Raw genomic sequence first — 14,899 nt, 5'->3', positions numbered from 1 at the left:
TTCATACCTCAATCTTTCAATACTCTAAAGTACTTATTTTCACATAATCCCATCTAGAGGAAATATTACCTCTACTTCAGTCCCTACATTTTCAACACTTTTTATACTAATTTTCCCATTATGCAAGTTAATTATATTCTTAGCTATCGACAGACCAAGTCCAGTTCCGCCACTGATTTCACGGCTACGTGCTTTATCGACTCGATAAAATCGTTCGAAAATATTTTCTAATTCTTCCTCTCGAATACCAATTCCATAATCTTTTATTTTAAGAATAACGGCTTCACTATTACAACTAATGCTTACATCAATTTTGTCGGAACTGTACTTTATTGCGTTATCTAAAAAAATAATAATAACTTGTTTAATTTTAAGTTCATTTCCATTAATTATTATTTTCTGTTTTTGTGCATGTAATGTAATTTCTCGTTTATATACACTTTGCAGTTGCACTAGCGATGAATGGCACAATGCTACTAGATCTACTGGATTCATTTCGATATTCTTTAAATGTTCCGATTCGGCCAATGTTAATAATGTTTTCGTTAAATCTTGCATTCGATTAGCTTCAGAATAAATCGTTTCAATAGCTTCTGTTGCCATTTCCTCATTTTTAAACCCACGTCTTCTTAATAAGTTAGCAAAGCTACTAATGACAGTAATTGGAGTTTTTAGCTCATGAGATGCATCTGAAACAAACTGCTTTTGTTTCTCAATGTTTTCTTGTAGCCTGCTAATCATTCGATTAAACGTGCTTGCCATTTTGTGTAATTCATCTTTCGTTTCATTTTTGATTAAAATCTTTTTGGGAACTCCACTTTTTTCAATATCTTCCATCGTTGTAATCATAGAAGTAATTGGGTTCATTATGATGCGTGTTAACCATCTTCCGGCCATCATTGATAGAATGGCAGAAATGCAAGTAACGATTGTCATAATTGTTAATAGCATATCTTTTCGACCTTCAAGTCCTACTAACAATTCTCCAATTTCTAGCGTTCCAATTACTTTTTGGTTCTGTATAATTGGTACACGCACGACTATATTTTGATGCTCACTAAAAGGGATGAGTTTCGTTTCTTCTTTTCTAGTGAACTTAGGTTTTATACGATTCAGTAGTTTATCATTACTAATTTCTGTCACAATTTTTGAGTTTGGATCAATAATTCGAATATAAGAATGATTGGACATAAATGGATATAATCCTTCATTTTTCATATTCAATGTTTTAGGTATTTCAAGTTTTTTTAAGATTTCATGTGCTTTTTGACTGATAACATGTTCTTCCATATTTACAGTCGTTTTCATAAACAAATAAAAAACTAAACCGTTAATTAAAATGAGAATGATTAAGATCCATGATGTGATTAATAAGTTTATTTTAGTCGTTATTTTCATCTTAACCCTTCCTCATTGTGTACCCCACACCTCGTATCGTTCGAATTAAAGGAACATCAAAGTCCTCTTCAATTTTCTTTCTTAAGTGTCTAATATACACATCAACAACATTTGTCTCACCTTCGTACTCATAACCCCAAACTGTTGTGATAATACCTTCTCTTGTCACAATTTTATTTTGATTTGTTAATAGATAAACTAATAAATCATATTCTTTCGGTGTTAAAGCAATAACTGTATCATTTCGCTTTACTTCTCTAGCTTCTAAATTAACAACTAAATCCTCTATCGCTAAAGTAGGATCAGCGTCTTCATTTTTCTTAAACTCATGAACAAGATTACTTGATCTAAGACATGAACGAATCCTTGCTAATACTTCTTCGATTTCAAAGGGCTTTGTAATATAATCATTTGCACCATAATCAAGACCAATAATCTTATCATGTGTAGCATCTCTAGCAGTTAATAAAATGACAGGAACAAATTGATTTGTTTTTCTTATTCTTCTTAATACTTCAATTCCACTCAATTCAGGTAACATAACATCTAATAAAATTAGATCAACATTGTTGTTCAGAGCAGATTCTAGACCGGATTTTCCATTATGTTCGACCAGTACTTCAAAACCCTCATATTCTATTTCTAATTTTAAAACTCGAGCAATATTCACTTCATCCTCGATAATTAAGATTTTCGTCATTTAACTCACCTATTTCTATTAATAGTTTAGTGTATCCACAAACTCTATTCTAATTTTAAGAGTGATTGAAAACATTAGTCTTTCAAAGCTTAAAGCCTCACAAGTAGCGATGTTATCAGTCTTTTTCGCTTCTTGTATACATGCCATTATAGAACTTTTAATTAGTATTTTTTTCATTTTAATCTATTTTTAATTGATTATTCATTAAAGTTTCAGTTAGCCATTTTACAATAACATGGAATTGATTTGCGAAATTATCTTCAATTTATAATAAAAAATCTTAGGAGGTATAAGATGAAAAAATTTGTTGAAGGGACCATGCAAAGAGCAATATTAATGATTGTCTGTGTAGTGATGATCGTAGCTTGGGGTGCTATATCAGCTTTCCAAATGCAACGTGATTATTTACCAGGCATTAATAATACGACTCTTACTGTTAGCATGCGTCTACCAATGTACCAAGCTGATCAAGTAAAACAAAATATTACCAATAATCTTGAGAGTGCTGTAAGAACAACAGAAGGATTACAAGACATTGAAACAAGCTCTTATGATGGTGGAGTTTTTATGAGTCTGTATTTCCCAATGAATACAGATATGAAGCAAGCAGAAATTGATGTAAATAAAGCTTTAGAAAATGCGGATATTCCACCGACAATTACATCAAAACCGCTTGTTACTAGACTTACTACTAGTTCATTTCCAATCTTAACTTATAGTTTAACTAGTGATTCAATAGATGATAATACTTTAAAATCAATTACTCAAATGGATATTGTACAGCATCTTAAAACTGTTCCTGGTGTATCCGATGTTTCGGTATTCGGTGGCGCTAAAGATGGTTATGTACTAACTGTTAGAATGAAAGACCTTGCAAAAAATAATTTAACTTTAGACGACTTAAATAAAGCATTAGCTGTATCAGTTCCAGCCTTACCTGAAGGAACGATTTTTCAAAATCAATTGTCCATTCCAGTTAAATTTGATGGTTTAAACATAAATGAGAAACAAATAAGCGACGTAAAAATCAAAAATTCAAATGGTGACCAAGTTCCACTTTCAGCATTTGCAACTGTTACTCACGCTTTAAATGATGTAAAAACTGTTGCAAGAACAAATGGAAAAACAAGTGTTCAATTAAATGTTATTAAAACTCAAAGTGCAAACATTACCGACGTAGCTAAAGCTGTAAAGGAAAGAATTAATGGTTTACAAGAAGTTAAAAACGGTACTGTCAAATTGACTCCACAATTAGACCGTGAAAAAGAATTAAACGATTCATTAAATGGTTTAATTCGTGAAGGTTTACTTGGATGTCTTTTCTCAATGATTTGCGTATTTTTCTTCTTCCGCAATGTAAAATCAACATTAGTCATTGCGATTTCATTACCAATTTCTTTATTAGCAACAACAGCTATACTAAAATCAATGGGCATTACACTTAATATTTTAACGGTTTCAGGTTTAATTGTTGCGATGGGCCGTATTGTTGATGATTCAATCGTTATCCTTGATAATATGTACCGTAAAAGAGAACAAAATCCTAATCAACCATTACTATCATCATTAAGTTCGGCAGTTTATGAAATGACACCTGCAATTTTAGCATCTACACTTACGACAATTGCTGTTTATATTCCAATTGCCTTTGTAGGTGGAGCAATTAGTGCTTCTTATAGCGGTTTTGCATGGTCTGTTGTTATTTCATTAATTATATCGTTCTTTGTAGCAATCCTTGTTATTCCAGCGCTTGCGTTAATGGGTTGGAAAAACAATACAAAGAAAACAAAAGCAGTTTCTTTAGAACCAATGATGAAACCGATCCTAAAATCATCATTTAAGAAGAAAAAACTTACAATTTTCATTTCAGCTTTATTATTTATTATTGCAGTAGCCTTTGGTTCATTTTTACCAGTTTCATTCTTGCCAAGTGCTAAAACTGGTCAAGTTGCAATTAAACTAGAATTACCTCAAGGAAGTACACTAACACAAGTAGATACAGAGGTTCAAAAGGTAGAAAACCAATTAAAAGAAAATCCAAAAGTAAAATCTTATACATCTAATTTTGGATCGACTAACACGCCTCAAGGTGATGATGTATTTGACCAAGGCGGTGGATTCCTACAAAAACCTAATGTAGCAAATCTTTCTGTTGTATTAAAAGATGATAAAGACTCAGACCAAGTTATTAAAGAACTTGGAAATCAGCTACCACAATTATCGAAGAATGTAGCTTACACTGTTTCAAGTCAAAGTATTGCTGGTGATGATTCATTATTGAAAGTAATGTTTACTGGATCTGATCAAGCTACACTAGATAAAGTTGCTGATCAAATGAGATCAAAACTTATGAAAATTAACGGTCTAAGTGTTGATGGTAAAATCGATTTAACATCCGGTCTTCCAAAATATAAAATAACATTTAACCAACAAGCAATTGATCAAAACGGAATTCAATTAGCAGATGTAATGAAAGTGATTAATCGTTATATGTCACAATCTAAAGACGCTACATTTGTAGTGGACCATGTGAGTCTGCCAGTGGACATGTATCTTGATCAAATTAGTAGTGGAAAAACACAAGTTCAATTAAATGCATCACCTGCAGATGTAATCAATTCTCTTAAAAATGAAACTTTCATAACAAAAGGAAATAAGACAATAAAACTTGAACAACTTGCATCTATTACGAAAGATAATGCTCCTTCAACGATTAATGAACGCAATGGTGAGCCTTATTCAATCGTAACGGGACAAATTACTTCAAATGATATTAGCAAAGTTTCTAAACAAGTTGATGACGTAATTAGTAAACAGGATCTTCCTAAAGGTGTAAGTTACTCAATGGGAGGTATAACTCAACAAGTTAAAGACATGATTTTTGATATGTCAATTGCGGTAGCCTTCTCTATTCTTTTAGTAATGGTCATTACTTCAACCTTATTTAAGGGATGGAGAGCTCCAGTTTCAGTATTATTAAGTATCCCACTAGCATTAAGCGGTGTTGTCATCTCTTTAGTAATCGTAGGTGGAGAGTGGAATTTAGCAGCACTGATTGGGGTATTAATGTTAACAGGAATTGTAGTAACAAATGGGATCGTACTTGTTGATAAGATTGAACGTAATCGTAAAAACGGTATGAACATTGAAGACGCTGTTATTTCAGGAAGTCTTTCAAGGATTAGACCAATTTTAATTACAGCAGCAACAACAATTTTAACACTATTACCACTAGCATTTTCACATCAAGGTGATACAGTTATTTCACAGACATTAGGAATAGTTGTAATAGGCGGAATGATCACATCAACTCTAAATAGCTTTTTAGTCATTCCAATTATTTATCAATGGTTGCACAAAAAGCAGTCAAATAAAGTAATTTCAATTGAGGAAGTTAATTCACTTTAACTTCAGATTAATAGGGCTGTCCCTAAAGTCAAATGACTTTAAGGGCAGCTTTTTTATTTGTCATCGAGTAATTGAATGATGGAGATGAATGGCAGGAAATACGAACAAATTATGTACTTTGTTTATAAAACCGTGAACTTTGTGCATAAAGTAAAGAATTTTGTTCATAAATCTAGGTTTTTTGTTCATAAAACACTAAATTTTGCTCATAACTTTGATCAGACCGTTTTTAAGATGTTGAAATTATGTGTTATGAAAACAAAGAGCACGAACACTATGTCAACTCGGAGTTAATATTGATCGTACTGGCCTAATTATCACCTGAACCCGCGATAGGAGCGTTTAAAAATTGCTTACAAGAAACAACACTCAGCTTGTTTTACTGTAGAAAAAGCCCATTAATTTTTAGAAATATTTTTTAGACTAAAACCTTGTACTTATTTTCATCTAAATAAATAAAGTAAGTATAGTCAAAAACACTGACAAGCTGTCCAAGTTAAACATATTAATAGTTAGAAGACCTAAATAAAACTATTTTAATGGGTGATATTTAAATGAAAGATAGACTTAAGCCAATTAAACCACCGTGTCCGCCGAGCCCACCTTGTCCGCCGAGTCCACCGAGTCCACCGAGTCCACCGAGTCCGCCGAGTCCGCCAAGTCCGCCGAGTCCGCCGAGCCCACCGACTCCACCTTGTCCGCCTTGTCCACCTTGCCGACCATGTCCTCCTTGTCCACCTTGTCCGCCATGCCACTGTTGTGAACATAAGAAGTGTGACTGCTGTGAACACAGGTGTGAATGCCACAAACATCGTGATTGCGATTGCCACAAACATCGTGACTGTGATTGCCATAAACATCGTGATTGTGATTGCCACAAACATCGTGATTGTGATTGCTGCGAACACAAGAAATGCGATTGTCATGAACACAAAAAATGTGATTGCAGTATTAAGGTGAATATTAATATTGATTGTGGTTGCAAAAAAGATAAATGCGACTGTTGCAAAGAGCATGACTGTGACTGCTGTGAACACCATGAGTGCGACTGCTGTGAAGACCATGAATGCGACTGTTGTGAAGAACATGACTGTGACTGTGACGATCACAAGAAATGTGATTGTTGTACAGATTTAATTGCTAAAATATTAAGTGCTGTACAAAATAGTCAATCATCATCTCATTGTGATAAACATATTACTATTAATATCAACATCAACAATAAATAAGTAATTTCTCATGATGAATCTAACTCAAACGAACGCAAAAAAAATAGAGTGTAGAAACCTAGTGTTTCTCACTCTATTTTTATTTATTGAAATCTTCTTTCCTTATTGAAATGCCTTTTATTTCTTCTAATGAATTAAAATAAATCTCAATTTCACTCATTTTAAGTTGAATTTCTTCAATTGCATCTTCTAATATTTTAGTTAAATCCTTTTGCACATGTTTAATCACTTCATCAGTATTTTCCAGACCTTCTAATCTGATATTACGCTCTATTTTGAGTTCTTCAAGTGCCATCTTCATTTCGATTTTTGAAACAACCTCTTTCATTAAACGATTTATATTTTTTTCAAAATATTTCTCTTTTGCTTGTCCTAAGCCTGTAGTATTTGAATGTTCGATATTCAAATCATGTACACCCTTTCCGCAATTTATCACATACCAATATATGCAAAATTTAGAGAGAGTGGTACAAGTAACATTTAAAAACTCATTTAGTTTTGCAATAATTAATTTAGCAAATTAAAAGTGCCTCGTAGTTGCTTTTTACAGTTGTTAAAGTAAAAATATTCTTATATTACTAAATTAATGATTTACTTTATTTATTATTTTAACTACTATCTAATTAGTAGATAAAAGAAAGGTAGATTTGATGATATTCCATCTTGATCCATCGTTATTATTAACTTTAATTGTATTTGGATTTTTAGCTGCATTTATTGATTCCGTAGTTGGTGGCGGAGGATTAATTACTTTGCCAGTATTGTTATTTACGGGGCTTTCTCCCGCTGCTGCTGTTGCAACGAACAAATTAGCTGGGTCAATTGGATCTTTAACGAGTACAATCATGTTTTATCGCTCAGGTAAGCTTGATATAAAATCTGTTTATAAGTTATTCCCACTCACTTTTATTGGTTCTATTTTGGGAGCTTGGACTGTCCATTTAATAGACCCTACTGTTCTTAAACCGCTTATGCTTGTTATGCTTGCGGCAGTCGCAATTTATACTATTTTCAAGAAAAATTGGGGAGACACTACTTCCAACAAAAAGCTGTCAGCTACTCGTATTATTCTGTTTATGATGTTGATTTTTGCAATTGGTTTTTATGATGGTTTTATTGGTCCTGGAACAGGTTCATTCTTAATATTTGCTTTTTTAATGATTGGATTTGATTTTTTAAAGGCAGCCGGGAATGCAAAATTTTTAAATTTCGGCAGTAATATAGCTGCATTATTAATGTTTATGTACTTAGGACAAATTCATTATGCCTATGGTTTAGCTATGGGTATTGCACAAATAGCCGGTGCAATTTGTGGTTCAAAATTTGCAATAAAAAAAGGAAGTGGCTATGTTCGCGTCCTCTTTATCACAGTAACGTTTTTACTGTTAGCAAAAAATACTTTTGATTATCTTCATTAAATAGAATGTAAAAAATGGTAAGCAAAATTAGATAAAATTTGCTTACCATTTTTCTTTTTAACTAGACTTAGTCTATATAGCTTCCACGATTATTGAAACTCCTTGACCACCACCAACACATAAAGTTGCTAAGCCAATTTGTTTCTTCTGACGTATTAGTTCATGCAATAAAGTAACAACAATTCTTGTACCTGAGCATCCAATTGGATGTCCTAATGCAATTGCTCCTCCATTTACATTAATAATCTCCTCGGGTAATCCCAATTCCTTATTTACTGCTAGTACTTGTGCAGCAAATGCTTCATTAATTTCAGCCAATTCAATGTCTTCTATTTTAAGATTTGCTCTTTCCAAAGCTTTTTGGGTTGCTGGAACTGGTCCGATTCCCATAATCGAAGGAGAAACAGCAGCACATGCGACCGAACGAATTTTAGCAAGTGGTTTTAAACCATATTCTCTAACTGCTTGCTCAGAAGCAACCATTACAGCAGCTGCACCGTCATTTAATGATGAAGCATTCCCAGCTGTCACTGTGCCATTTTCCTTAAAAGCCGGTTTAAGCGTTAGTAATTTCTCTAGATTAGTATTTTTACTATTCTCGTCTTCTGTAAATAATGTGGAACCTTTTTTACCTTTCAAAGTAACTGGAATAATTTCATTTACGAACCTTCCCAATTCTTTAGCTTTAATTGCTTTTTGCTGGCTTTCTAAAGCAAATATATCTTGTTCCTCCCGAGATATACGATAGCTTTCTACTAAATTTTCAGCTGTTATCCCCATATGGTAACCTTCTATTGCACAATGAAGTCCATCATGAAAAATTGCATCAACCGTCCGAATATCTCCCATTTTCTGTCCCCATCTTGCATTCATGACTAAATGCGGGACATTAGTCATACTCTCTGTTCCACCCGCTATTACTATATTTGAATCTCCAGCAAGTATTTGGTGATAAGCTAATGTAATAGCTCGTAATCCAGATGCACACTGTTTATCAATCGTAATTGCTGGTACTGAAACAGGTAAACCAGCATTAATTGCCGCTTGCCTTGCTGGATTTCCTTTTAGTCCTGATTTTAAAACATTCCCTAGTACTACTTCATCGATGCATTCTGGCGAAATACCTGATCGTTGCCATACTTCATTAACAACTGTTGTTGCTAGTTGTACAGCACCCACATCTTTCAATGAGCCTCCGAAACTACCAATTGGGGTTCTAAGTGCCTCAACTAAGTATACATTTTGCATTGTCCATCTCTCTCTTCCTTAAAAGGTATACATCTAAGCAATTTATACTTTTTCTTCAATCATTTTTCTTGTATAAACAGTTACCCACTTCCTTGGAAGAAGTCCAACTGATTTTGCCATGAGTTTATTTTTAAAACCTGGAATTATGACCGTTTTATTCTTCATTAAACCCTTGTACCCGCACTTGGCAACTGCTCTTGGATCCATTAAATTCTTAATAAAAATTTTAGTTCCAGTTGAAGCCAATCCTTCAGTGAGTGATGTCTTTGTTGAAGGAGGACATAGTACACTAACTTGTACTCCCGTTCCTTTTAGTTCATCAGCAATTGCTTCCGTAAAGGATAATACATAGGATTTACTTGCTCCGTACATTGACATTCTTGGAGTTGGCTGGAATGCCGCAGTTGAAGCCACATTTAAAATTTTACCTTTATTTCGTTTAACCATCTCATCTGCTATAAGTCTAGTTAAATACGTAAGGGAGATCATATTAAGCTGTAAGCATTCCAATTCCTTCTTAATATCCAGCTCCGTCATTAATCCTAAACCGCCTGCCCCAGCATTATTTATTAAAATATCAATATTGATTTCCTCACTCTTCAAATAGTTATGTAGACCTTCTACTGTTTCATGATTACTTAAGTCACCTGCAAAAGTATTTACGACGACCCCGTAACCCTTTATTAAATTTTCAGCTTGTTTCTCCAGCAACTTTACATCTCTTGCTACTAACACTAAATTATAGCGATGCTCAGCGAAAACTCTTGCAAATTCTAACCCGATCCCTTTTGTTGCACCCGTAATCAATACTGTTTCTGTCGGCACGATCTACTAACCTCCTTGTATATTAGAATATTCTAAATTTTATAATTATTAAGCTCATTATACTCATAAGTTTTAATTAAATAAAATTAAAGAATTTAACATGCAAGTTAATATTGCTAATATGAAAACCGTATCTATCAATCTATAAACGTTAAGAATACATAATAAAAGAGAATCTTCTACGTCATAGGACGCTTAGATTCTCCTTACACTATATCTTAAAATTTTGTTACATCCACTGGCTCAATTCCTTCAGACGCACAGTGTTCATAGTATCTATTTAGGAATGTTTCCCAATTATCTCTAGCAAGGATTTCCCCTTCCTCACCGATATAGTCTAATGTTCCTTCTACAATATTAAAAGTGATAACATCATCATCGCCTACAGCTGTAGGAGTATGTTTTGAACCAGCAGGCTCATAAACAACATCACCTGGTTTAGAGATCCAAGACTCTTCAAGATATCTCCAAGTTCCTTGTACTGTATATACAATTACCGTTCCAGGATGGAAATGCGCAGGAAGTTGCATTTTCGCAGGTACATATAATAAAGTAAGTGTTTGTCCTGTCACAGGGTTTGCTTTAAGTAATTTAAATTTTGCATCTCCAAAATAAGGAATCCAAGGCAATTCATCTACGTTAATATTTCCAGCATGGTGTACTACTACTTCTTTTACATTTTTTAGGTTACTCATAATAATCCCCTCTTCCAACTTATGTTTTTAAATTCGTTAGTTGTAGTCCCTTACATTAGTAAGCTAACTTCTAACCCTTTCGAATTATTATTATCAGTATATTTATAATTTTCAGTTAAGTAAAATTAGTATTTTTTACATGCAAATTAATTTGACTAATTTAGAATTCTAGCAATCTTTCATAAAGTTGAAATTTACTTAGCCCCAAGTCCTCCATCTAGAACTAGTATTTGGCCAGTACAATAATCAGAAGCTGAAGAAGCAAAGTAAAGGATTGCACCAACTAAATCATTATCGCTACCCAATCTTCTAAGAGGAACTTGAGAAGCTATGAATGGACCTGCTTTTTGTACAAGCGTTCCCGGTATTTCTGGATTATTCATTCCAGTAGTGAAAACCCCAGGTGCAATTGAGTTAACATTTACCCCATGACGGCCCCACTTTACTGCTAGATCTTTCGTTAAAGTCATCACTGCTCCCTTGCTTGTTGTATATCCTACAGAATCAACCGCTTCTGGGTCTACACCCTTAAAACCTATACTAGAAGAAATATTGATAATTTTTCCGTATTCATTATTGATCATATGTTTACCAACTGCCTGACACATTAAAAATGTTCCAGTCACATTCGTATCAAGCATAGCCTGCCATTGTTCTAAAGGCATTTCCGTAGCAGGAGTTTCAAACACTGTTCCGCTACTATTTACTAAAATTTCAATGTTTCCGAATTCAGAAATCGCTTTTTTCAATCCTTGTTCAATCGAATCTTTACTTGTTACATCAACAGATACAGCTAATGCTTGTCCACCTAGTGCCTCTATTTCTTTTACAACGTCTTCGCAAACTTCCATACGACGAGAACAAACAACAACTTTTGCTCCTGCCTCTGCTAAAGCTAGTGCCATTACACGCCCTAGCCCACTTCCTCCACCTGTAACGATTGCTGTCTTTCCTGTTAAGTCAAACAATTGGTTTAATGTCATTTTCAAACCCTCCAAAATTAAGAATATTCAAATTTTTATAAATTCTTATTGATACTGATTATACTAATAAATTATAATGAAAAAAAATTAAAGATTTTAATGTGTAAGTTAGTACCACTAATATACAAAAAGGGGTCAGCAATGAATATTGAACAACTAATCTATATTGTCGAAGTTGCAAAATACAGTTCTTTGTCAGTAGCCGCACAAAATCTACACGTTACACAATCCACAATTAGTCAGTCGATCACCAACTTAGAAAAAGAGCTTGAGATTAAAATATTTAAACGCTCACGGGGGCATGGTGCAGTTCCAACTGATGAAGGCAGAGTCATTTTAAAGCTTGCCTATGAAGTACAAAAAAAGCTTGAAGAAATAAGAGAAACAGCAAACCTATTTAACTCCACTGAAGTAGGTGAATTAAAAATATCATCTTTACCTGGACTAATGACATTTCTTGTAAAAGCGATTTCTACTTTTAGCCATGATTATCCACATGTTAATTTAGAGATTACCGAAAAAAGTGGAACTTCTGTCATTGATGATGTTAAGCAACATAAAACTGATTTTGGACTAATTACACACTCAAACGATTTGAGTGTAAACATGGAAGGAATTGCGTTTGAAGCACTTCTGGAAGGGAAGCAAAAAATTTACGTTTCAAAACATTCACCTTTAGCATTTCTTGGTGCCGTAGCACCAGAAGATCTATTTGATCAAACAATCGTCATCTATCAAGGGGAATTAATGCAGCATTTTGTTCAAGACTTTTTTGACAAATATCAACCATTAAAAATCTTATTTACAACAAATAATATGGCTGGGCTTCTTCAAGCGGTCAATGAAAATTTGGCCATTACATTTGCTCCTGATTTCGTCATGCAAAACTACCCCTCAGTGATTAATGGTGATATTGTCCCAATAGAACTGACAAATCATAGTAAAGTTAATATTTCTTTAGGTCTAGTTCGATCAGAAAATAAACATTTATCCTCTTATGCAAACAAATATATTAATTTTCTTAAATCTGAAATTATTAAAATTTAGTCTCTTTTAATTTTTAATGAAAAAAGGTTGTCNNGACAACCTTTTTTCATTAAACTCAATTTGAAGTCTTTCTCTTCTTTTTAATGCACACCTTCAATAATTTTTTTCGTCTTTGGATTCACATTTAACCAGGCAATTCCTTCGTTACTATCACCTAAATCTTTGTAAACCTGAACCGTGAACGTACCATCTTCTTCAACAGTCGCTTCAAATCGTTGATTAGGAGTGATTGGCCCGTGCGTTTTTTCAATGTACTCTTTTGCTAATTGAAGCACAATCGCTTCATACGTTTCTTTTTCTTTCTCGGTGTAATGAACTGGTGTATAAGGCTTTCGTTTAAATGACTTTTCTTCTTTCCCACAACCTGTTAAGAGAAGAAAACATGCACAAAGCAGGAGTCCGATTGCTTTAATACGTTTCATTTTTCACCTCGTTCAATGTATTTTATCATTTAACGCATTTATCTTAATTCAATTATATACTAATAGAGTTTGTAAATTTTCTATATTTTATTGTTAAAATAATGGATTTGAAACAACTAACAATATTTCTACATAAATACCAAACTAATTTATGGAACTATTCTTTCGTTTAGGGCAATAAAAAGTACGCACTGCTAGTTTAAGAAATTATCTTTATTGAACAAATCTATTCTTTCTTTCATTTTCATATTATTATCTTTGTTATTCCATTCAACAATCATATAAATATCACTTATGTCTGAAAGGGTAATTGGTTTTTTATTTTTATTTAAATATGTACCACCTTTAACTGTTCCAGTAGTCAAGTTACTTATATCAAACCCACTCCCATTTAAATCCAATGTTTGAATAACAGTTTTTACGTTATCAATTACCGCATAGACTTCAATATTAAGTTTGTCCATAATTGGATTAACTGGTTTTTTCATAATCAATCTACCATTTCCAGCTGAAAATTCTTTTGGCGTAAACTTAAGTTGATAGGATTTTACTTTCCAAGTTTCACTTTCTCCACTCAATGCTAAATAATAATTGTTAGTTACTATCTTTTCAGAATGTTTACAACCTGACATTGTCATAAAAATTAATACTAAACACAATCCAAGTAATAATTTCACTTTATTTTCATTTCTTTTAATCAAACTCTCTTTCTCCTCTACTGCTATAAACAAATAATTTATTACTAATATATCATATTAATTACTATTCATTATTCAACCATCCTACCATTTTGTTGAATAAAAATAGAGCTGCCAAAGCAACTCTATTAGTTCAACTAATGCATGCGCTTAGTTGAATAAGAACTCCTTATAAATCTGTTCTTTTATATAATTGTGTAACATTGAAAACTGCAACAAATATAGAAAAAATTAACGAGAATAAAAGCAACCAAAAGTAAAAATCGTAATCATGTTCTGACCATTTTGTAACCACCACTAAAGTAAATAGCAAAATAATTCCTATTCTTTTCCATTCGATTGAAAATATCGCTTCAAAAAGTAATTCGATATTGTTATGTAACGTGATATAAACTTACCATATTTTTCGGATTCCGAATAAAAAAACTTCACTACTTCTGTTCAATTAAACTGCCACTTTGTTGAATAAAAAAACGACCGCCGAAGCAGCCGATTGTTATTGAACTAATGCATGCGTTAGTTGCATAAGAGTTTCTAAAGATTGTCTAATTAGACAACCTTTTTTAGGACTGGTTGACCTAATGGATAGCGTCCGGGTAGTTACGAGAAGAGGGCGATAAAATAAAAAAGCATCCTTACTGGATGCTCTTGATTTGTGTCACAATTTCGTTGTGTTCGGTGATTAATCTTTTCAACTGTTCTTCGAGATGAGGGTCGTTTTTCTTCGCTAAGATAATCTTGACGATATCGATCGCTTCGCGCGTCTTCATTAATTCTTTTTGCAATTTTTCGACTGCATTCAATTTTTCCATGTTTTACCCTCTTCTT

General features: G+C 33.2%; 15 protein-coding genes. 4 read left to right on the top strand and 11 right to left on the bottom strand.

The window, feature by feature from the left end:
• Window positions 1-39 precede the first annotated feature (39 nt).
• The gene (locus tag CN692_RS23520; RefSeq protein ID WP_098121559.1) at window positions 40-1,398 is read right to left on the bottom strand and encodes an ATP-binding protein; all 1,359 of its coding nucleotides are present in this window, start codon (window positions 1,396-1,398) and stop codon (window positions 40-42) included.
• A gap of 1 nt (window position 1,399) precedes the next feature.
• On the bottom strand, window positions 1,400-2,098 hold the full coding sequence (locus tag CN692_RS23515) for a response regulator transcription factor (protein ID WP_098121558.1): 699 nt from the start codon (window positions 2,096-2,098) through the stop codon (window positions 1,400-1,402).
• A 294-nt stretch (window positions 2,099-2,392) separates the two neighbouring features.
• Between CN692_RS23515 and CN692_RS23510 the strand changes: the two genes are divergently transcribed.
• On the top strand, window positions 2,393-5,506 hold the full coding sequence (locus tag CN692_RS23510; RefSeq protein WP_098121557.1) for an efflux RND transporter permease subunit: 3,114 nt from the start codon (window positions 2,393-2,395) through the stop codon (window positions 5,504-5,506).
• Window positions 5,507-6,056: 550 nt separating this feature from the next.
• Here the strand turns inward: CN692_RS23510 and CN692_RS26370 are convergent.
• On the bottom strand, window positions 6,057-6,314 hold the full coding sequence (locus tag CN692_RS26370) for a hypothetical protein (protein ID WP_179874537.1): 258 nt from the start codon (window positions 6,312-6,314) through the stop codon (window positions 6,057-6,059).
• A 161-nt stretch (window positions 6,315-6,475) separates the two neighbouring features.
• On the opposite strand from CN692_RS26370, the gene CN692_RS26365 reads away from it, so the two are divergent.
• Entirely contained in the window at window positions 6,476-6,643 is a 168-nt protein-coding gene (locus CN692_RS26365) for a hypothetical protein (protein WP_179874536.1), read from the top strand.
• A gap of 171 nt (window positions 6,644-6,814) precedes the next feature.
• On the opposite strand, the gene CN692_RS23500 is transcribed toward CN692_RS26365, so the two are convergent.
• Complete coding sequence (locus CN692_RS23500) at window positions 6,815-7,141, bottom strand: hypothetical protein (protein WP_098121556.1); 327 nt, start codon at window positions 7,139-7,141, stop codon at window positions 6,815-6,817.
• A gap of 244 nt (window positions 7,142-7,385) precedes the next feature.
• Here CN692_RS23500 and CN692_RS23495 point away from each other — a divergent pair, with 244 nt between their 5' ends.
• Window positions 7,386-8,153: a TSUP family transporter gene (locus CN692_RS23495; protein WP_098121555.1), complete on the top strand. Its 768-nt coding sequence runs from the start codon at window positions 7,386-7,388 to the stop codon at window positions 8,151-8,153.
• 72 nt (window positions 8,154-8,225) lie between these two features.
• On the opposite strand, the gene CN692_RS23490 is transcribed toward CN692_RS23495, so the two are convergent.
• The 4 genes from CN692_RS23490 to CN692_RS23475 form a co-directional block, all read right to left on the bottom strand.
• Window positions 8,226-9,401 (bottom strand): thiolase family protein, encoded by a 1,176-nt coding sequence (locus tag CN692_RS23490; RefSeq protein WP_098121554.1) that lies wholly within the window; start codon window positions 9,399-9,401, stop codon window positions 8,226-8,228.
• A 42-nt stretch (window positions 9,402-9,443) separates the two neighbouring features.
• The gene (locus tag CN692_RS23485) at window positions 9,444-10,226 is read right to left on the bottom strand and encodes an SDR family NAD(P)-dependent oxidoreductase (RefSeq protein WP_098121553.1); all 783 of its coding nucleotides are present in this window, start codon (window positions 10,224-10,226) and stop codon (window positions 9,444-9,446) included.
• Window positions 10,227-10,444: 218 nt separating this feature from the next.
• Window positions 10,445-10,921, bottom strand: coding sequence for a 2,4'-dihydroxyacetophenone dioxygenase family protein (locus CN692_RS23480; RefSeq protein WP_098121552.1), 477 nt, complete (start codon window positions 10,919-10,921; stop codon window positions 10,445-10,447).
• 194 nt (window positions 10,922-11,115) lie between these two features.
• The gene (locus CN692_RS23475; protein ID WP_098121551.1) at window positions 11,116-11,904 is read right to left on the bottom strand and encodes an SDR family NAD(P)-dependent oxidoreductase; all 789 of its coding nucleotides are present in this window, start codon (window positions 11,902-11,904) and stop codon (window positions 11,116-11,118) included.
• A gap of 141 nt (window positions 11,905-12,045) precedes the next feature.
• On the opposite strand from CN692_RS23475, the gene CN692_RS23470 reads away from it, so the two are divergent.
• Complete coding sequence (locus tag CN692_RS23470) at window positions 12,046-12,951, top strand: LysR family transcriptional regulator (RefSeq protein ID WP_098121550.1); 906 nt, start codon at window positions 12,046-12,048, stop codon at window positions 12,949-12,951.
• 80 nt (window positions 12,952-13,031) lie between these two features.
• Here CN692_RS23470 and CN692_RS23465 read toward each other — a convergent pair whose 3' ends face one another.
• The 3 genes from CN692_RS23465 to CN692_RS26360 all read right to left on the bottom strand — a co-directional run bounded on the left by CN692_RS23465 (window position 13,032) and on the right by CN692_RS26360 (window position 14,883).
• A complete protein-coding gene (locus tag CN692_RS23465) occupies window positions 13,032-13,373 on the bottom strand; it encodes a hypothetical protein (protein ID WP_098121549.1) in 342 nt (113 codons plus the stop codon).
• A 194-nt stretch (window positions 13,374-13,567) separates the two neighbouring features.
• Window positions 13,568-14,074 (bottom strand): hypothetical protein, encoded by a 507-nt coding sequence (locus CN692_RS23460; RefSeq protein ID WP_098121548.1) that lies wholly within the window; start codon window positions 14,072-14,074, stop codon window positions 13,568-13,570.
• Window positions 14,075-14,706: 632 nt separating this feature from the next.
• Window positions 14,707-14,883 (bottom strand): hypothetical protein, encoded by a 177-nt coding sequence (locus tag CN692_RS26360; protein ID WP_179874535.1) that lies wholly within the window; start codon window positions 14,881-14,883, stop codon window positions 14,707-14,709.
• Window positions 14,884-14,899: the final 16 nt, after the last annotated feature.

This window comes from Bacillus sp. AFS002410 (assembly GCF_002556365.1).
GTDB lineage: Bacteria > Bacillota > Bacilli > Bacillales > Bacillaceae_G > Gottfriedia.
This window is presented reverse-complemented; position numbering and strand designations above follow the sequence as displayed.